This is a genomic window from Rahnella sp. CG8 (assembly GCF_023701875.1).
Taxonomy (GTDB): Bacteria; Pseudomonadota; Gammaproteobacteria; order Enterobacterales; family Enterobacteriaceae; genus Rahnella; species Rahnella aceris.
This window is the reverse complement of sequence record NZ_JABAED010000048.1, coordinates 1-19,607: the sequence shown is the minus strand read 5'-3', so window position 1 is coordinate 19,607 and position 19,607 is coordinate 1. Positions and strand designations below refer to the sequence as shown.

At 53.5% G+C, this 19,607-nt stretch carries 17 protein-coding genes; 13 read left to right on the top strand and 4 right to left on the bottom strand.

What is annotated here, in order from left to right; genetic code table 11:
* The first annotated feature begins 282 nt into the window (after nt 1-282).
* From hinT to HGO41_RS24820, 8 genes are all read left to right on the top strand, one after another.
* The gene (hinT, locus tag HGO41_RS24855; RefSeq protein WP_013576236.1) at nt 283-636 is read left to right on the top strand and encodes a purine nucleoside phosphoramidase; all 354 of its coding nucleotides are present in this window, start codon (nt 283-285) and stop codon (nt 634-636) included.
* A gap of 8 nt (nt 637-644) precedes the next feature.
* Nucleotides 645-1,013, top strand: a complete 369-nt coding sequence (locus HGO41_RS24850) for a YcfL family putative periplasmic lipoprotein (protein ID WP_250981605.1) — start codon at nt 645-647, stop codon at nt 1,011-1,013.
* Between the two features lie 21 nt (nt 1,014-1,034).
* The gene (gene lpoB, locus HGO41_RS24845; protein ID WP_013576234.1) at nt 1,035-1,637 is read left to right on the top strand and encodes a penicillin-binding protein activator LpoB; all 603 of its coding nucleotides are present in this window, start codon (nt 1,035-1,037) and stop codon (nt 1,635-1,637) included.
* Nucleotides 1,621-2,478, top strand: coding sequence for a phosphotransferase (locus tag HGO41_RS24840; protein ID WP_250981604.1), 858 nt, complete (start codon nt 1,621-1,623; stop codon nt 2,476-2,478). Before lpoB ends, HGO41_RS24840 begins: the two co-directional genes overlap by 17 nt.
* A 48-nt stretch (nt 2,479-2,526) precedes the next feature.
* Entirely contained in the window at nt 2,527-3,555 is a 1,029-nt protein-coding gene (nagZ, locus tag HGO41_RS24835) for a beta-N-acetylhexosaminidase (protein ID WP_013576232.1), read from the top strand.
* A gap of 52 nt (nt 3,556-3,607) precedes the next feature.
* Nucleotides 3,608-4,150, top strand: coding sequence for an alpha/beta hydrolase YcfP (gene ycfP / locus HGO41_RS24830; RefSeq protein ID WP_013576231.1), 543 nt, complete (start codon nt 3,608-3,610; stop codon nt 4,148-4,150).
* A gap of 322 nt (nt 4,151-4,472) precedes the next feature.
* Nucleotides 4,473-5,777, top strand: a complete 1,305-nt coding sequence (locus HGO41_RS24825; RefSeq protein WP_013576230.1) for an NAD(P)/FAD-dependent oxidoreductase — start codon at nt 4,473-4,475, stop codon at nt 5,775-5,777.
* A gap of 356 nt (nt 5,778-6,133) precedes the next feature.
* Entirely contained in the window at nt 6,134-6,670 is a 537-nt protein-coding gene (locus HGO41_RS24820; RefSeq protein ID WP_013576229.1) for a glycine zipper 2TM domain-containing protein, read from the top strand.
* A gap of 74 nt (nt 6,671-6,744) precedes the next feature.
* On the opposite strand, the gene mfd is transcribed toward HGO41_RS24820, so the two are convergent.
* Nucleotides 6,745-10,188: a transcription-repair coupling factor gene (mfd, locus tag HGO41_RS24815; RefSeq protein ID WP_013576228.1), complete on the bottom strand. Its 3,444-nt coding sequence runs from the start codon at nt 10,186-10,188 to the stop codon at nt 6,745-6,747.
* A gap of 238 nt (nt 10,189-10,426) precedes the next feature.
* On the opposite strand from mfd, the gene lolC reads away from it, so the two are divergent.
* The 5 genes from lolC (at nt 10,427) to pepT (ending at nt 15,836) form a co-directional block, all read left to right on the top strand.
* Nucleotides 10,427-11,629, top strand: coding sequence for a lipoprotein-releasing ABC transporter permease subunit LolC (gene lolC / locus HGO41_RS24810; protein WP_013576227.1), 1,203 nt, complete (start codon nt 10,427-10,429; stop codon nt 11,627-11,629).
* Nucleotides 11,622-12,326: a lipoprotein-releasing ABC transporter ATP-binding protein LolD gene (gene lolD, locus HGO41_RS24805; RefSeq protein ID WP_013576226.1), complete on the top strand. Its 705-nt coding sequence runs from the start codon at nt 11,622-11,624 to the stop codon at nt 12,324-12,326. Before lolC ends, lolD begins: the two co-directional genes overlap by 8 nt.
* Nucleotides 12,326-13,576, top strand: coding sequence for a lipoprotein-releasing ABC transporter permease subunit LolE (lolE, locus tag HGO41_RS24800; protein WP_013576225.1), 1,251 nt, complete (start codon nt 12,326-12,328; stop codon nt 13,574-13,576). The genes lolD and lolE overlap by 1 nt, the downstream gene beginning before the upstream one ends.
* A gap of 50 nt (nt 13,577-13,626) precedes the next feature.
* A complete protein-coding gene (gene cobB, locus HGO41_RS24795; protein WP_250981603.1) occupies nt 13,627-14,454 on the top strand; it encodes a Sir2 family NAD+-dependent deacetylase in 828 nt (275 codons plus the stop codon).
* A 146-nt stretch (nt 14,455-14,600) separates the two neighbouring features.
* Nucleotides 14,601-15,836, top strand: coding sequence for a peptidase T (gene pepT, locus HGO41_RS24790; RefSeq protein WP_153376801.1), 1,236 nt, complete (start codon nt 14,601-14,603; stop codon nt 15,834-15,836).
* A gap of 73 nt (nt 15,837-15,909) precedes the next feature.
* Here the strand turns inward: pepT and HGO41_RS24785 are convergent, their stop codons facing one another.
* From HGO41_RS24785 to phoP, 3 genes are all read right to left on the bottom strand, one after another.
* Nucleotides 15,910-17,031 (bottom strand): ribosomal protein uL16 3-hydroxylase, encoded by a 1,122-nt coding sequence (locus HGO41_RS24785; RefSeq protein WP_223510476.1) that lies wholly within the window; start codon nt 17,029-17,031, stop codon nt 15,910-15,912.
* A 160-nt stretch (nt 17,032-17,191) separates the two neighbouring features.
* Nucleotides 17,192-18,649, bottom strand: coding sequence for a two-component system sensor histidine kinase PhoQ (phoQ, locus tag HGO41_RS24780; protein WP_013576219.1), 1,458 nt, complete (start codon nt 18,647-18,649; stop codon nt 17,192-17,194).
* Nucleotides 18,650-18,675: 26 nt separating this feature from the next.
* A complete protein-coding gene (gene phoP / locus HGO41_RS24775) occupies nt 18,676-19,350 on the bottom strand; it encodes a two-component system response regulator PhoP (protein ID WP_013576218.1) in 675 nt (224 codons plus the stop codon).
* Between the last annotated feature and the right edge of the window lie 257 nt (nt 19,351-19,607).

The following is a 19,607-nucleotide window of genomic DNA, read 5'->3' as shown; positions in this document are numbered from 1 at the left end:
TACAGCAACGCAGCGATGCTAAAACTGCCCTCGAGACGTGAGCGTGAATATGCGAGGGAAGTGAGAGAAAAAAGGTCAAAATATCCCTTAAAAAACAATGCCGGTCACCTTAAGTGACCGGCATTAGGCTTCGGCCTCCTTTTTTATGTCTGCGATTCAGCGGAGGGCTGGCTGACGCTTTCTGCGTCAATTAAGCATCAAAAAGCGTAATCAGGTTGAAAGGAATGGAAATTCTAACCCATACTGCGTACAACGCTTTTTACTTTGTTAAGGACAGTTAAGATGGCCGAAGAGACAATTTTCAGCAAAATCATTCGCCGTGAAATCCCTGCCGACGTGGTTTATCAGGACGAACTTGTCACTGCGTTTCGCGACATTTCTCCTCAGGCACCCAGCCATATTTTGATTATCCCGAATGTTCTGATCCCGACAATGAATGACGTCGATGCGACGCATGAAGCAGCGCTGGGCAGAATGATGACGGTGGCCGCGAAAATTGCCGAACAGGAAGGCATCGCCGAAAGCGGTTACCGCCTGATCGTCAACTGCAACCGTGATGCTGGTCAGGAGGTTTATCACATCCATATGCATCTGGTCGGTGGCCGTGCACTGGGTCCATTGCTGTCACGTCAGTAAGGGTAAACATGCGTTTTTTGATGGCGTTATTGCCAGTGATTTTGTTGATAGGTTGTAGCAGCAAGCCCACTATTGCGCTGAATAATCAACAAAGAGTGGTAATGGAATCCCCCGTTCTGACGGCAGGCATAATCCCAGGTTCGCCATCCGTATCTGATTCCGGCGGGCAGAAAAAAGCCACAACCATGTTGGATAACAACCAGCCACACTCAGTCACCCTGCATTATCGTTACTATTGGTATGATAAACAGGGGCTGGATTTATTCCCGGTCGCCGAGGCCAGGACCATTACTGTTCCGGCGAACAGCAGCGTGGACGTCAGTTCCCTGAACGGCAATCTTGATGCGTACAGTGTGCGTATTTACCTTTATCTCTAATTTTTTGCACGGAGAAGGTTGATGAAAAAGTATTTCCTCATTGTGGCAATTGCCGCATTGATCCTTGGCGGTTGTACGTTGCCAAACCAGCAGCAAAACCAGCCACAGCAGCCTGAGCAACCGCAGCAGCCACAGCAACCGTTGCCACCGGTTAACCCGCCGGTTCCGGAGCAACCGCAGGTCCAGCCAGTTCCGCAGCCGCCTAAATTTGCCAATATCGACTGGACCGCAACTGTTGAGCCAATGCTTGCGAAAATGCTGAAATCCGGTGGTGTGCAGCCGGGCAGCGTTCTGCTGGTGGATGGCGTGAAAAACAGCACCAACGGTTCCCTGCAAATGGCAAAAGCCACCGATGCATTGCGCAATGCACTGGCCAACAACACGACCTTCCAGGTGGTACCCGCCGAGCAACTGGCTTCGGCCAAACAGTCTCTGGGATTATCGCCGGATGACAGTCTGGCTTCGGTCAGTAAAGCCATCGGCCTGGCAAACATCGTAAAAGCGCAGTACGTGCTTTACAGTACCGTGAGTGGTGATGTGAAAGCGCCGACCATGTCGATGCGTCTGATTACCGCACCGAGTGGTGAAATCATCTGGTCAGGCCGCGGTGCAGTTCAGAATTAACGCTGAGCTTCTGCAACACGAACTCCGGCAACTGATTGAACAACATTATCCGGCGGTGAAAACCGCCGGTTTTCGTTTATTACCGGTTGCCGGGCTGACCGGCGAAAGCTGGAAAATCAGCTCGTCTGCCGGTGAGTTTCTGGCACGACATCAGTCTGTAGAGCGGCAAGCTTTGGGCGCTGACCGGCAACGCGAATCTGTGATTTTGCGGCATATCGCGCGGCACAAATTAGGCCCTTGTGTCAGACTTTATTCGCCGCCGTGGCTGATAGTCGACTGGATAGGCGGAACGCCGTTGCAAGATCAGGCACTCGCCGCCGTTTCAGGCCAGAAAGCCTTGTGCCAGTGTCTGGTGCAGTTACACCAGTTGCCACTATCAGGCTACCGGCTGGATTTACAGCAGCAATTTGCCCGCTACTGGCAACATATCGACCGGCGCAGGCTGACGCCGCACTGGCTGCGTTTGCACCGCAAAATGTTGTCGCAGGATCCGCCGTCACCGCTGAAACTGGCGCTGGTACATATGGATATTCACGCCGGTAATGTGCTTAGTACGCCAGACGGGCTGCGGCTGATTGACTGGGAATATGCGGCGAATGCGGACATTGCGCTGGAGCTGGCGGCGATTATTCGTGGCAACGACTGGAACGCGCAGCAGCAAAATGCGTTCATCGGCGAATACGTTGATGCTGGCGGCTATCAGGAAATATTTCTTTTGCAGCAGCGGGTTAACCGCTGGATCCCCTGGGTTGATTACCTGATGCTGATGTGGTTCGAAGTGCGCTGGCAGCAGACCGGCGAGAGTAAATATCTTGAATGGGTGCGCCCGTTGCACCCGTGATAATTGTCTAAAAAATGAAAAGGAGCGTCCATTTTGTTGGGACCTGTAATGCTGGATGTCGCTGGCTATGCGCTGGATGCCGAAGAACGTGAAATTTTGCAGCACCCGCTGGTGGGCGGGCTGATTTTATTCACCCGAAATTATCATGATGTCGATCAGTTGCATGAACTGATCCGCCAGATCCGCGCCGCGTCGCACGACAGGCTGGTGCTGGCCGTGGATCAGGAAGGCGGGCGCGTACAGCGCTTCCGCGAAAGTTTTACCCGTCTGCCTGCCGCGCAATCTTTTGCGGCGCTCAATGAACCGCACGAAGCGGGGCGTCTGGCCCAGGAAAGCGGCTGGCTGATGGCGTCGGAAATGATTGTGATGGATATCGACATCAGCTTCGCGCCAGTGCTGGATATCGGACATATCAGCGCAGCTATCGGCGAACGTTCGTTCCATGCAGAACCCCGGAAAGCGCTTGAAATGGCTGAGCAGTATATTCTCGGTATGCATTCCGCTGGCATGAAAACCACCGGTAAGCATTTTCCGGGGCACGGTGCCGTCAGCGCGGATTCCCATAAAGAAACACCACACGACGATCGCCCGCTGGAAGTTATCCGCCAGCACGACATGGCTATCTTCCGTCAGCTCAACGAACGTAAATTACTGGATGCCGTGATGCCGGCGCACGTGATTTATACTCAGGCCGATCCACGTCCGGCCAGCGGTTCGCCATACTGGTTGCAGGAAATTTTGCGCAAAGAGCTGAATTTCAACGGCGTGATCTTCTCCGATGATATCTCAATGGAAGGTGCGGCAATCATGGGGTCTTATCCCGAACGCGCGCAGGCCTCTCTGGATGCGGGTTGCGACATGATCCTGGCCTGTAACAACCGGCAGGGCGCTGTCAGCGTGCTGGATAACCTGTCTCCGGTCAACGCTGAGCGCGTTGCACAGTTGTATCATCGCGGACTGTATAGTGGAAAACAGGCCCGTCAGGACCTGCAAAATTCGAGACGCTGGAAAGAGGCAAACCGTGATCTGACCACACTCGACGCCCGCTGGCAGGAACATAAACAGGCTGCCCTGTAACGTTTTTCCGACCACGTGAAGGGTTCAACGCACATTCAGGATGAGGTAAACGATGATTATCTATTTGCATGGCTTCGATTCAACCAGTCCCGGTAATCACGAGAAAGTGTTGCAGTTACAGTTCATTGATCCGGACGTGCGCTTCATCAGTTACAGCACGCTGCACCCGCGTCATGACATGCAACATCTGCTAAAAGAAGTGGATAAAGTGCTGCAGGAAACGACGGACAAGAATGCGCTGATTTGCGGCGTCGGACTTGGCGGATTCTGGGCTGAACGCATCGGCTTCCTGTGCGGGATCCGCCAGGTGATGTTCAATCCGAATTTGTCACCGCAGGATAATATGACCGGGAAAATCGACCGCCCGGAAGAGTATGAAGATATCGCCACCAAGTGCATCAGCGATTTCCGCGAGAAAAACCGCGACCGCTGTCTGGTGATTTTATCCCGTGAAGATGGCGTGCTCGACAGCAGCAAAACGGCTGAGAAATTGCATCACTATTATCCGGTTGAATGGGACGAGCATCAGAGCCATAAATTCAAAGATATCTCGACGCATCTGCAACGCATTAAAGCGTTCAAAAATATCGTCTGATTTAACATTTCGTTTCTGAAATCGCTAAAACCACTGCCTTTGCGCAGTGGTTTTTTATTTGTGTCATTCCCGCTTCAGAATTCGTTTTCATGGCAGATCCGCGTCTAACTTGCTGATTTAAAGATGTCAAAATGCGTGCCATTTTCCTAAGTCAAATTAGCCAAATGAATTTAAATTGACCTATATCAATTTTGGTATGACCAAATCACCACGCGTGATATCCTCCGTCTCAGATACCGATTTAACTTAAGCAACCCTATGTTATATAAGGATTATATTTTTACTCTTATATAACAATTGGTTCACATTTGAGGGGGTCATTTTGACATCACCAATGAAGAAAATTGTGATTATCGGCGGTGGCGCCGGCGGTCTGGAACTGGCGACCAGCCTGGGCCATAAACTTGGCCGCAACAAAAAAGCGGAGATCATTCTGGTCGACCGTAACCACAGCCATTTATGGAAACCCCTGTTGCACGAAGTGGCGACCGGCAGTCTGGATGACGGCGTGGATGCGCTGAGCTATCTGGCTCATGCCCGCAACCACGGTTTCACCTTCCAGATTGGCTCACTGACCGATATCGACCGTGAAAATCAGACCATCAAACTGGCTGAAATCTGTGACGAGAACGGCGAAATGCTGGTGCCGGTACGGGATATTGCGTACGACACCCTGGTGATGGCGCTGGGCAGCACGTCTAACGATTTCGGTACACCGGGCGTCAAAGACCACTGCATCTTCCTGGATAACCCGCATCAGGCGCACCGTTTCCATAACGAAATGCTGAACCTGTTCCTCAAATTCTCTGCCAGTGCAGACAAGCAGAAGAAAGTGAACATTGCGATTGTTGGCGGCGGGGCGACGGGTGTCGAGCTGTCTGCCGAGCTGCATAATGCGGTAAAACAACTGCACAGCTACGGTTTCGAAGGGCTGGACAGCGAAGCGCTGAACGTCACGCTGGTGGAAGCCGGTGAACGTATTCTGCCTGCGCTGCCACCGCGTATTTCTGCTGCGGCGCATAACGAGCTGACTAAACTGGGCGTACGCGTTCTGACGCAAACCATGGTGACCAGCGCGGATAAGAACGGTCTGAACACCAAGTCCGGCGAATTCATTGACGCCGATCTGATGGTCTGGGCGGCGGGGATTAAAGCCCCTGATTTCATGAAAGACATCGCGGGTCTGGAAACCAACCGTATCAATCAGCTTGTGGTGGAACCGACGCTGCAGACCACGCGCGACCCGAACATCTATGCGATTGGCGACTGCGCTTCCTGTCCGCAGCCATCCGGCGGTTTCGTGCCACCGCGTGCGCAGTCAGCGCATCAGATGGCCTCCCGTTGTTTTGCCAACATCATGGCGCAGCGTAAGGGGCAAAGCCTGAAACCTTACGTCTATAAAGACCACGGTTCACTGGTTTCCCTTTCACGCTTCAGTACTGTCGGCAGCCTGATGGGTAACCTGATGCGCGGTTCTATGATGGTCGAAGGCCGTCTGGCGAGACTGGTTTATATCTCGCTGTACCGTATGCACCAGATTGCATTGCACGGTTACATCAAAACCGGTCTGATGATGCTGGTCGGCGGCATTAACCGGGTGATCCGCCCGCGTCTTAAACTGCACTGATACCTGTTCGCTGATATTTTTCAACGTCAGCTGAATCGTTTCATAGCCTAAAGCCTGTTTCTGACAGGCTTTTTCTTATCTGCATGAATACCCCTGTGAACAGCATAAGATCCCGCCACGATGAGGTTGTCTGCTAAGAATTCTCCGAAACAGGGGGATGCACCGGTTGTTTATCTCACTTACAGATTTCGTCTTATTGTTTGCTTACGTTTAGGTGTGCAGACTTAACAATAAGTTTACAAGAACAGATGGTCACAGACGGCGATTCACGCACGCCGAACCTCAGATGTGAAGCTGTCCGCTGAGGGACCCCGGTAACGGAGTCATTGCGTGGTAACATTTGCGGAGGAAGTCCTGTGAACAAGTCAATGTTAGCTGGGGTCGGTATTGGTGTGGCTGCGGCGTTGGGCATTGCTGGCGTTGCAAGCATGAATGTTTTTTCATCTGGCCCGGAGTACGCGCAGGTTGTCAGCGCGACGCCAATCAAAGAAACCACGAAAATCCCGCGTCAGGAATGTCGGAATGTGACGGTCACTCACCGACGTCCTGTACAGGATGAACATCAGATTGCTGGCTCCGTGCTCGGTGCAGTCGCCGGTGGCGTACTCGGTCACCAGTTTGGTGGCGGCCGCGGACGTGATGTTGCGACGGTAGCGGGTGCGTTGGGCGGTGGCTATGCGGGTAACCGCGTGCAGAGCAGCATGCAGGAAAACGACACCTACACCACGCAACAGCAGCGCTGTAAAACCGTGTATGACAAAGAAGATAAAACGCTCGGTTATGATGTGACCTATAAAATAGGCGATCAGCAAGGGAAAGTTCGTATGGACCACGATCCGGGCACACAAATTCCGCTGGATAAAAGCGGTCAGTTGCAACTTACCCGTTCATAACCAAGCGGGAAGTGTGGAAAATAAAAAGCCTGAGGTGAAAACCTCAGGCTTTTTTTAACGCATGAAGATCAGATTCAGATCAGATGCTCAGTAAACTCATTCAGCATGTCACCGACAAACTTCAGGCGTTTCGGGCGATCAGTCAGATCTAACACAAACTTCAGTTTTGTCGGGCCGTCCAGCCGGTAAACCTGGGGTTGTTTCTGTAACAGACCAATCAGGAAGCCCGGATCCACACGGTTCTTATCGCCAAACTCAATGAATCCGCCGCGCTCGTTGCCTTCAATCCGCCGGATGCCGAGTTCTTTGGCTTTCAGGCGCAGCACGGCAATCAGCAACAGATTGCGCGCACCGTCCGGCAGCGTGCCAAAACGGTCGATCAGCTCAACGCGGAGTTCATCCAGTTCGCCTTCGGTTTTCGCACTGGCGATACGTTTATACAACGACAGGCGCGTATTCACATCAGGAATGAAATCCTCCGGCAGCAGCGCAGGCATGCGCATTTCAACTTCGGTCTGGCTGGTGGTTAAATCCTCCAGCGATGGCTCGCGGCCTTCTTTCAACGCTTCGACGGCGTTTTCCAGCAACTCCATATACAGCGAGAAACCGATACTGGTCATCTGGCCGCTCTGGCCTTCGCCGAGCAGTTCGCCAGCACCGCGGATTTCAAGGTCGTGCGTCGCCAGCGCAAAACCGGCACCCAGGTCTTCCAGCGAGGCAATGGCCTCCAGACGTTTATGTGCATCGGCCGACATGGCTTTCGGTGGCGGCGTCAGCAGATACGCATAGGCCTGATGGTGTGACCGCCCTACGCGGCCACGCAACTGATGCAACTGCGCCAGACCAAAGTGGTCGGCGCGCTCAATAATGATTGTGTTCGCCGTCGGGATATCGATACCGGTTTCGATAATGGTGGTACACACCAGCACGTTGAAACGCTGGTGATGGAAATCATTCATCACACGCTCGAGGTCGCGTTCACGCATCTGACCGTGGCCGATGGCAATGCGCGCTTCCGGCACGAGTTCGGCCAGCCGCTGCGAGGCTTTCTCGATATTCTCGACATCGTTGTAGAGATAATAAACCTGCCCGCCGCGCAGAATTTCACGCAGGATTGCCTCACGCACGACCAGACTGTCGTACTCGCGCACAAAGGTTTTCACCGCCATACGACGTGCAGGCGGTGTGGCAATAATCGACAGGTCGCGCATGCCGCTCATGGCCATGTTCAGCGTACGCGGGATAGGCGTTGCGGTCAGGGTAAGAATATCTACGTCTGCACGCATCGCCTTGATGCGCTCTTTATGACGTACGCCGAAACGGTGCTCTTCATCGACAATCAGCAGTCCCAGATCTTTCCAGCGTAGATCGGTTTGCAGCAGTTTGTGTGTGCCGATAATAATATCGACTTTGCCTTCAACCGCATCTTCCAGCACGACGTTTTGTTCTTTGGCGCTGCGGAAACGCGACATCATTTCGATGCGCACTGGCCAGCTGGCGAAGCGGTCGCGGAAGTTATCGAAGTGCTGTTGTGCCAGCAGGGTGGTCGGTACCAGAACGGCCACCTGCTTATTGTTGGAAACGGCGAGGAAGGCTGCGCGCATCGCCACTTCGGTTTTACCAAAACCGACGTCGCCACATACCAGCCGGTCCATCGCCAGCGGTTGGGTCATGTCAGTCAGTACCGCGTTAATGGCCTGTGCCTGATCCGGCGTGGTTTCAAACGGGAAAGCCTGACAGAACAGCTGATACTGTGCTTTGTCGTGCTTAAACGCGAAACCACTTTTGGCTTCGCGCTGGGCGTAGATATCCAGCAGTTCCGCAGCGACATCGCGCACTTTCTCGGCCGCTTTCTGCCGCGCTTTTGACCAGGCTTCACCGCCGAGTTTATGCAGCGGCGCGCTCTCATCCGCGCCACCGGCATAGCGGCTGATGAGATGCAGCGATGATACCGGCACATACAGTTTGTCTTCACCGGCGTAGGTCAGTATCAGGTATTCGGCAGTGATGCCGCCGGTTTCAAGCGTTGTCAGCCCGAGATAACGGCCCACACCGTGTTCGACATGCACTACCGGCTGGCCGGGACGCAGTTCGGCGAGATTACGGATCAGTGTATCGGTGTTGATCGACCGTCGGCTGTCCTGACGGCGACGCGCCACGCGTTCACCAAGCAGATCGCTTTCACAAATCAGCGCCAGCTGTTTATCCGCATCCAGAAAACCACGTTCGCACGCGCCGATCATGATGTAACGACCGGCGATATCGGCTTCTTCAATCCGGGTGATAAGCGTCGGCATCAGCTTGATGCGTGCCAGCAAATCCTGAAGCGTTTCGCGGCGGCCTTCACTTTCTACAGAGAATACCAGGCTGCCGGCAAAGGATTCATTAAAGCGACGCAGGTTATCCATCGGCGCTTTATTCTGCGGCTGAACGGATAAATCTGGCAGCTTTTCGTAACTCAGATTGGTATTGGCGGCTTTCTTCGGCAGCGAATCAGTACGCAGCTGAACACGTGGCCAGGCTTTCAGCTCGGTAAACAGCGACTCCACACGCAGCCAGAGATTTTCCGGCTCGAGCAGCGGACGCATCGGATCGACCCGGCGGCTTTCGTAACGCTGGCAGGCGTCCTGCCAGAAGCGCTCAGCGGCGGCTTCGAGATCGCCGGTATTCAGCACCAGCGTGTTTTCCGGCAGATAGCTGAACAGCGTGGTCAGCGGCTGACTGAAAAACAACGGCTGCCAGTATTCGATACCGGCGGGGAAGGTCCCTTTACTGACCTGCTGATAAACGTGTTCGGCATCGCGACGTACTTCGAACTTCTCGCGCCATTGGCTGCGGAACAGTTCAATGGCATTTTTATCGGTTGGAAATTCGTGCGCGGGTAGCAGATTGATATGTTCCACTTCACTCAGCGTGCGCTGGGTATCCACATCGAATATGCGCAGGCTGTCGATTTCATCATCAAAGAAATCAATGCGATAAGGTTCTTCGCTGCCCATCGGATACAAATCCAGCAGAGCGCCACGGGTGGCAAACTCGCCGTGCTCCATCACCTGATCTACGCTGCGATAACCGGCCTGTTCCAGCTGTGCACGCAATTTATCGCGCGAAAGCTGCTGACCTTTCTTCATCACCAGCGCGTGACCGTGCAGGAATTCGTGCGGGCAGACGCGTTGCATCAGCGTATTCACCGGCAGAATAATGATGCCGCGTTCCATAGTAGGAAGCTGATACAAACTGGAAAGGCGTGAAGAAATAATTTCCTGATGTGGAGAAAAACTGTCGTAAGGTAGCGTTTCCCAGTCCGCAATACTCAGGACTTTGTTGTCAGTAAACTGTTGAATTTCATCGCGCAGGCGCAGGGCATTTTGCATATCAGGCGCAATCAGCAGGATCGGGCCTGTATGGCGTTCACTGATTTGGGCGCATTCCAGCGCGCAGGCGGAGCCTGTAAGCTGGCCTAACAGGCGGTTGTCGCCCGGGCGTTCAGGCAACGAATAACGATAATCTTGAGACATAGGCTGTGTTGAGTTCTCGTTTTGGCGGCTGTCGGAGGCCAATTAGCAGACCGTATCTTGCTTTGCAGGGGTAATCGGGGTCAACCCGTTGTCTGTATAAAAGGGTCAACGGCGTCACAAAGTTAAACCGATTACTTTGGGTTAATGGTTCCATAAAGCGGTGCTAGCCTTTATTATCCTTGATCACTTTAGTCTGCGCCACGCACTTATTTGCGGCCAAGCACTTAAAACGGATGTTATGTATCAACCTGTCGCGTTATTTATAGGTCTGCGCTACATGCGCGGGCGTGCTTCGGACCGCTTCGGGCGGTTTGTCTCCTGGTTATCCACCATTGGTATCACTCTCGGCGTGATGGCGCTGGTGACCGTGCTGTCAGTGATGAACGGTTTTGAGAAAGATCTGGAAGGTAACATCCTGGGTCTGATGCCTCAGGCGTTAATCACCACGCCGGGCGGATCCCTCGACCCTCAGAAAATCACCCATCAACAGGTGTCGGCGCTGAAAAGTGTTAACCGCGCTGTACCGCTGACCACCGGCGATGTCGTGCTGCAAAGCCCAGGCAGCGTCGCGGTGGGCGTGATGCTCGGTGTCGATCCTGACCAGAAAGACCCGCTGGCGAAATACTTAATTGGGGTTGCCCAGCAGGAACTTCAACCCGGTAAATACAACGTTATTCTTGGCGATCAGCTGGCGCAGCAGTTAAAAGTGCGCCGTGGCGATCAACTGCGTCTGATGGTCACCAGCGTCAGCCAGTTCACGCCGGTCGGGCGTGTCCCGAGCCAGCGTTTGTTCAACGTTATCGGCACTTTCTCCGCCAACAGCGAAGTGGATGGTTACCAGATGCTGGTGAACATTCAGGACGCCTCACGTCTGATGCTGTATCCGAAAGGCAATGTCACCGGCTGGCGTTTGTTCCTTGACAAACCGCTGGACGTCGACAGTCTGAGTACGCAAAAACTGCCTGACGGTGCAAGCTGGAAAGACTGGCGTGAACGCCGCGGCGAATTGTTCCAGGCGGTGCGCATGGAGAAAAATATGATGGGGCTGTTGCTGAGCCTGATCGTCGCCGTCGCCGCGTTTAACATTATTACGTCACTGGGTTTACTGGTGATGGAGAAGCAAGCCGAAGTGGCCATTTTGCAAACACAGGGCTTAAGCCGTCGCCAGATTATGGCGCTGTTCATGGTGCAGGGCGCCAGTGCCGGTGTGATCGGCGCGTTGCTCGGGGCCGTGCTCGGCGTGGTGCTGGCCACCCAACTGAATACAATTATGCCAGCTATCGGGCTGATGCTCGATGGCGCGTCGCTGCCGGTCGATATCGAACCGGTTCAGGTCGTGGTCATCGCGCTGGTTGCTATGGCTATTGCTTTATTATCTACGCTTTATCCTTCCTGGCGCGCTGCTGCCACCCATCCCGCAGAGGCTTTACGTTATGAGTAATTCTTTATTATTGCAGTGTGAAAACCTCTGTAAGACTTATCAGGAAGGTAAAATGCACACCGACGTGCTGCGTGACGTCAGTTTCGCTATGCAGCCGGGTGAGATGATGGCGATTGTCGGCACCTCCGGTTCCGGCAAAAGTACTTTGCTGCATTTGCTGGGCGGACTCGATTCCCCGACGTCCGGCGAAGTGATTTTCAAAGGTCAGTCTCTGAACGCGATGTCTTCATCGGCGAAATCTGAATTGCGTAACCGCGAGCTGGGCTTCATCTATCAGTTCCACCATTTGCTGCCGGATTTCACCGCGCTGGAAAACGTCGCGATGCCGCTGCTGATTGGCAAAAAGAAATCTGCCGAAGTGCAGGAACGCGCGCTGGCGATGCTTGAAGCGGTGGGACTGCAACATCGCAGCAATCACCGTCCTTCCGAGCTTTCCGGTGGTGAACGTCAGCGGGTGGCAATTGCCCGTGCGCTGGTGAATAATCCTTCGCTGGTGCTGGCCGATGAACCGACCGGTAATCTCGATCAGCGCAATGCCGACAGCATTTTCGAATTGCTCGGCGAACTGAATGTGCGCCAGGGCACGGCGTTTCTGGTGGTGACGCATGATCTGCAACTGGCGAACCGTCTGACGCGTCAGCTGGAAATGCGTGACGGCAAGTTGCAGCAGGAATCGATGTTGCTGGGAGCGAAGTAATGTCTGGCATTCCTTTTTCATTATTGATTGGCCTGCGGTTCAGCCGTGGACGCCGTCGCAGCGGCATGGTGTCGCTGATTTCGGTAATTTCAACGTTAGGCATTGCACTGGGTGTGGCGGTGCTGATCGTTGGCCTCAGCGCCATGAATGGTTTTGAACGTGAGCTGAAAGAACGCGTACTGGCGGTCGTACCGCACGGCGAAATCCGGCCGGTCAATCAGCCGTTCAACAACTGGCAGGGCGTGCTGGATCGGGTGGGAAAAGTGCCGGGTATTGTGGCGGCTGCACCCTATATCCAGTTCAACGGCCTGATTGAGCACGGCGCCAAACTGCGCGCCATCCAGCTGAAAGGTGTTGATCCTCAGAGTGAACCGCGTGTCAGTGCCGCGCCGAAATTCGTGCAGAATAATGCCTGGCAGGATTTTAAAGCCGGTCAGCAGCAGCTGATCCTCGGCAAAGGTGTCGCGGATGCGGTGGGCGTGAAGCAGGGCGACTGGGTGACCGTGATGATCCCGAACAGCGACCCGGAAATGAAGCTGTTGCAGCCAAAACGTATTCGCCTGCAGGTTGCCGGTATTTTGCAGCTCAGCGGACAACTTGATCACAGTCTTGGCATGGTGCCTCTGGCCGATGCCCAGCAATATCAGGATATGGGCAGCAGCGTGACCGGTATTGATATCAAAGTGAACGATGTCTTTGCCGCACAGAAACTGGTGCACGACGCCGGTGAAGTGACTCAGGCTTACGTTTATATCAGCAGCTGGATCGGAACTTATGGCTACATGTACCGTGATATCCAAATGGTGCGCGCTATCATGTATATGGCGATGGTGCTGGTGATTGGTGTGGCCTGCTTCAATATCGTTTCAACGCTGGTGATGGCGGTGAAAGATAAAAGCAGCGATATTGCGATTTTGCGCACACTGGGCGCGAAAGACGGACTTATCCGCGCAGTCTTCATCTGGTACGGTTTACTGGCGGGGCTGGTCGGCAGCGTTGCAGGTGTAGTGATCGGCGTGATTGCGGCCTTCCAGCTGACTAACATCGTCAATGCATTGCAAAAACTGACCGGTCACCAGTTCCTGTCGGGCGATATTTATTTCATCGACTTCCTGCCTTCTGAAGTTCACTGGCTGGATGTCGCAGGGGTGCTGGTAACCGCCCTGGTGCTGAGTTTGCTGGCAAGCTGGTATCCGGCGCGGCGTGCGAGCCGTATCGATCCTGCCCGCGTACTCAGTGGCGGTCAGTAATCCATTTTTAAATGAAGTCTTAATCAGACACAGAGAGTAAGGAGCACTTCATGCGCACACGTCATCGTCTGTGTCGGTTTCGCAAAAATAAGCGCATTCGCCATCAGCGGTTCCGGTCGAATATTTTCCACCGTGACTCGATGGCGGCTGCGTCGTTGAAGAAGCCGTTTGTCGTGGTGCTGACCGGCGCAGGGATTTCCGCCGAGTCTGGCATTCGTACTTTCCGCGCCGCTGACGGTTTGTGGGAAGAACATTATGTTGAGGATGTGGCGACGCCCGAAGGCTATCGCCGTGATCCTGAACTGGTACAGCGTTTTTATAATGAGCGCCGCCGTCAGTTGCAGGCAGAAGATCTCAAACCGAATGCTGCACATTACGCGCTGGCCACGCTGGAAGAGGCGCTCGGTGAGAACTTCCTGCTGGTTACGCAAAATATCGATAACCTGCACGAGCGCGCGGGCAGCTTACGCGTCATTCATATGCACGGCGAATTGCTAAAAGTGCGGTGTACGCAATCGGGGCAGGTATTGGACTGGCCGGGCGATCTGACTGTGGATGACCGCTGTCATTGCTGTCAGTTTCCGGCACCGTTGCGTCCGCACATAGTCTGGTTCGGTGAAATGCCGTTTGGCATGGATGAGATTTACGATGCGCTGGCTAAAGCCGATTTTTTTGTCGCTATCGGTACGTCTGGCCACGTTTATCCGGCCGCGGGATTTGTCCATGAAGCGCGCATCGGCGGCGCCTGTGCTGTTGAACTGAATCTTGAACCGAGTCAGGTTGAAAGCGAATTCGATATGAAGCACTACGGGCTGGCGAGCCAGGTCGTACCGGAATTTGTCCATAAGTTCCTGACCAAGAAAGACCAGGCCTGGTGATCACCAGGCTTTTTTTTATTGTTCTCGCCAAAAATTGCGCCTGCCCCATAGACATATCTCGTTAAACTTGGTGAAAAATGACCTGACGCAATATTCAGGGTTTTCATGCTGCGCATAATAAAACCCAGCCGCCAGAGGATACCCAAATGAATAAGTTGCTTGATCGTTTTCTTCATTATGTTTCTTTCGATACTCAATCTAAGCCCAATGTTAAACACACGCCCAGCACCGACGGACAACTCAGGCTGGCGCAGGCCCTGCGTAATGAACTGACCGAGCTAGGTTTTTCTCAGGTTACGCTCAGTGATAAAGGCTGCGTGATGGCCACCTTGCCAGGCAATGTGGCCTGGAAAGTGCCGGTGATTGGTTTTATTTCCCATCTGGATACCGCGCCTGATTTCACGGCTAAACACGTTAATCCACAAATTGTGGAAAATTACCGCGGCGGCGATATCGCACTGGGTAATGGCGATGAAATATTATCTCCGGTGATGTTCCCGGTATTACATCAGCTTCTCGGGCACACGATTATCACCACCGACGGCAAAACCTTGCTCGGGTCTGATGATAAATCTGGTATCGCAGAAATTATTACCGCGATGGTGCGACTGAAAAACAGCAATATTCCGCACGGACCGGTGCGTATCGCCTTCACGCCAGACGAGGAAATCGGCAAAGGTGCGCAGAGTTTTGATATTCCTGCATTCGGCGCGCAGTGGGCCTACACCGTCGACGGTGGCGGAGTGGGGGAGCTGGAGTTTGAGAACTTCAACGCTGCGTCGGCCACGATTAAAATTGTCGGTAATAATGTGCATCCGGGCAGTGCCAAAGGGGTGATGGTGAATGCACTGTCACTGGCGACGCGTTTTCACAACGAGCTGCCTGCAGATGAAACGCCCGAATATACAGAAGGTTACGAAGGTTTCTACCATCTGACGACCATCAAGGGCAACGTTGAGCGTGCGGAAATGCATTACATCATCCGTGATTTCGACAAAACGCAGTTCGAAGCCCGTAAGCAAAAAATTATTGATGTCGCACACGTGGTCGGCAAAGGCCTGCACCGTGATTGTTATATCGAAGTGACGCTCGACGATCACTATTACAACATGCGCGACAAAGTGGCTCAGCACCCGCACATTATTGCACTGGCGCAGCAGGCGATGAAAGATTGTGATATTGAACCTATCATGAAGCCCATCCGTGGCGGCACTGATGGCGCACAGCTTTCGTTTCGCGGTTTGCCATGCCCGAATATCTTCACCGGCGGTTATAACTTCCATGGCAAACACGAATTCGTAACGCTCGAAGGAATGGAAAAAGCGGTTGCAGTGATTATGCGTATTGCTGAGCTGACAGCAAAAGAAGCCGTGAAGCACTGACGGTGCGGGTGGCGACAAAAAAGGGGCGATGTCTGAAAACATCGTCCCTTTTATTTTATTAGCGCAACACCGGTCAGTCGTTAAAGTACCAGTAACCGCTGTTTACCAGCGCAGACAGCAACGCAAGGAATGAAGGATCGTCCAGCGCATCGCCAAGCATGTCTTTGGTTACGGTTTTATGGCGGGCAATCGCATCTACTGCGCCGATATGTTCCGTGGTCATGGCTTCGCCATTGACATAACAGGTATCACCCACGCGCAGCACGCGAAGACCGCCCAGACGTTCCAGCGTTTCACCCGACTCCAGCAGTTCATAAATTTCACCCGGCTGATAAGGCGGTTCCGGCGGTGCCAGATCCAGCTCATGACGCGACTGGGAAATAAACTCGCCAAACCAGCTGTTGAAATGCGCCGGATTACCAATCAGATCCAGCATCATGCCGCGCAGTTTATCCAGCTCAGCCGGTTGCACTTCGGCCGGATGTTCACGTTCAACCAGTTCCGGATCGCTGTAACGGTGGCTGCCCAGCTCGCGGGAAAGCACGAAATCTGCAAAACCACTGACCATCTCACGGGCGTTTGGCGCACGGAAACCGACGGAATAGTTGAGGGAGTTTTCCAGCGAATAGCCGTCGTGCGGGAAGCCCGGCGGAATGTAGACGATGTCGCCCGGTTCCAGTTCTTCATCAATAATAGCCTCGAACGGCTCGACCTGCAGCAAATCAGGATGCGGGCAATGTTGTTTCATGGCGACTTTCTCGCCCACACGCCAGCGGCGGCGGCCAGTGCCCTGAATAATAAATACGTCGTACTGATCCAGATGCGGGCCAACACCACCGCCGGGCACCGAGAAGGAAATCATCAAATCGTCCATGCGCCAGTCAGGAATGTGGCGAAATGGCGTCATCAGATGGGAAGAGGGTTCATGCCAGTGGTCGACCGCCTGAACCAGAACTGACCAGCCCGTTTCACCCAGATGATCGTAACTTTCAAACGGCCCGTGGCTGACATTCCACTTGCCGTCCTGATTGCTCACCAGACGGCTGTCCACCTCATTTTCCATCGCCAGACCAGCCAGTTCGTCCGGAGAAATCGGATCGACGAAATTTTTAAAGCCGCGTTTTAACACCACAGGACGCTTTTGCCAGTAACGCTGCAGGAAATCATTCCAGTCTAGGTCGAGTTGGTAATCCATAGTATTTCCCTTGCATTAAATGGAGGGTGATAAGGAAGAGGAGAGTCTGTAAATGATTATAACGGAAGGTGTTGCGGCTGAGTTGGGCAATTGCCAGCAAATTTCGCACTATGCTTAAGATTGCGCCGAAATTTGCTGGCAAAATAATCGGGGGAGAACGTTATTCCAGTTCAATGCCTTGTTGCAGACCAAAACAAACGCGCATGCTGGCGCCGCCAAGCGGGCTGTCACCAATGATAATTTTGCCGTCGTACTGTTCAATGATGTCGTTGGCGAGCGATAACCCCAGCCCTTGCCCCGGACGCAAGGTATCTGCCCGCTGCCCGCGCTGGAAAATCACCTCGCGCTTACTTACCGGAATACCCGGGCCATCGTCTTCAATCAGGATCACCAACTGATTCTCGGTATGGACGGCACTGATTTCGACAAACTCCAGACAGTATTTGCAGGCGTTGTCTATCACGTTACCCATCACTTCCATGAAGTCATTTTTTTCGCCCACAAAGGTGATTTCCGGTGAAATATCCACCGTGATCACCACGCCTTTACGCTGATAAACCTTATTCAACGCCGAACATAATCCGTCGAGGATCGCCGGGACGGAGTGAACTTCACGGATCAGCAGGTTTTGTTCGGAGCGCAATGTCGCGCGATGCAGGTAATAGCCAATCTGCTGTGAGATGCGGCTGATTTGCTCAAGCATCACCGGCTCGGCATCTTCAATGGTCATCTGTTTACCATTGCGCAGTGCACGCAGGGTGGACTGCAAGACAGCCAGCGGCGTTTTCAGGCTGTGCGTCAGGTCAGCCAGCGTGGTGCGGTAACGATCATAACGGCCACGCTCCCCGTGCAGCAAAATATTCAGGTTACGCACCAGACCGCGCAGTTCACGTGGCGGGTTTTCATCCAGTGATTCCCGCTCGTGGGTTTCCAGTTCGGCGACCTGATGGATCAGTTCTTTGATTGGCCTCAGGCTCCAGTAAGCTGCCAGCCATAACAAAGGCACCACCAGCAGCAGGTTCGCCAGTAAGACATAGCTGAACCACTCCCAGACAAGGTCAGAGCGCTGTAATTCCTGCGGAATGGTATCGACCACCACAATGTTCAGCGCCGGCAGGCGCGAGGTCGCATTATAGGTATTGACCGCAATGGAGTGGGTCATCGCGTTGGCGTCGGTATCGTCGTAATCCTTCAACTTATCCTGCGCTTGCGGGTTGTTACCCAGGACTTCACTGCTGATTTGCGTGTCGGTATCCAGCTCATAGAAGCCGGGTTTGTTCATCCACGCTTTATCGATATGCGCTTCGAGCTCAGGGATGCGGCGCTCGGCCCATAACAGTTTTCCGTCTGCGTCGTAAATGAACACCAGCGTCGGCGTGTTGAGGTCGAGATCAGGCGGAACGTTGATAGTCAGCTTGCCGTCGCGCCATTGTGCAAGGCTGAAGAAGAGGTTACTTTCGCCGCGCAGGAGCCGGTAGGCGGTTTTGTCGAAACTCACCATGTAACCCACCACGGCCACCAGCCCGTAGGCCAGCGACAGGGTAAGTACCACCGCAGCGGTCGCCATCATAAAGCGGACGCGAAGGGAGAAGGGGTTCCGGGTACGACGTCCTTTCATGAAGCGTCCTTTGAACATGACGATGATTATGGCCTGATGTCGAAACGGTAACCCTGACCACGTACGGTCGTTATCACATCAACCGGGTGTTCTGCCTGCAGTTTTTTGCGCAGACGGCCCATCAGAACATCGACGGTGTGACTTTCACGCAGCTCGGCATCCGGATAGAGCTGAAGCATCAGAGAGTCCTTGCTGACCACCTTTCCCGCATTGCGGATCAGTGTCTCGATAATCGTGTATTCGAAAGCGGTCAGTTTAATCGGCTGCTCATTGACGGTCAGTTCACGACGTGACAGATCAATCTGGAAAGGTTGCAGCGTGATCACCTGTGAGGCGAGACCGCTGTTACGGCGCATCAGCGCCTGCATGCGCGCCAGCACTTCTTCCAGATGGAATGGCTTAGTGACGTAATCATCCGCACCGGCTTCCAGCACTGCGACTTTATCCTGCCAGCTTTCGCGGGCGGTCAGCACCAGAATCGGCAGATTGTTCTGATGACTTCGCCAGCGGCGGATCAGGCTCAGGCCATCTTCACCAGGCAAGCCGAGGTCAACAATGGCGATATCAGGCGCATGCTCATGCAGAAAATAGTCTGCTTCTTTGGCGTCTTCTGCCGCATCGACCTGATGGCCCATTTCCCGCAACTGTACTGAGAGGTGATGACGTAACAGTGCGTTATCTTCAATGACTAAAATTCGCATGGTGATTCCTTATCCTGACAGCGCGAAAAATGGATTAAACATTCTGAGTGCGATTGTAAATGATTCAGAAACATTTTAATCAACCTCAGGTCAACGCAGGTGTGCCGAACATCAACAGAACCTAAACGAATTATAAGCGGCTTCCGCCAGGCGTGGCATAAAAAAGGCGACCTCCGGAGTTAATGCCGATCGTTTAAGGATCAGTTGACCGATCCGGTGGCTCGTGTAAAAAGGGTTCATGCTCATCATGGACCCTT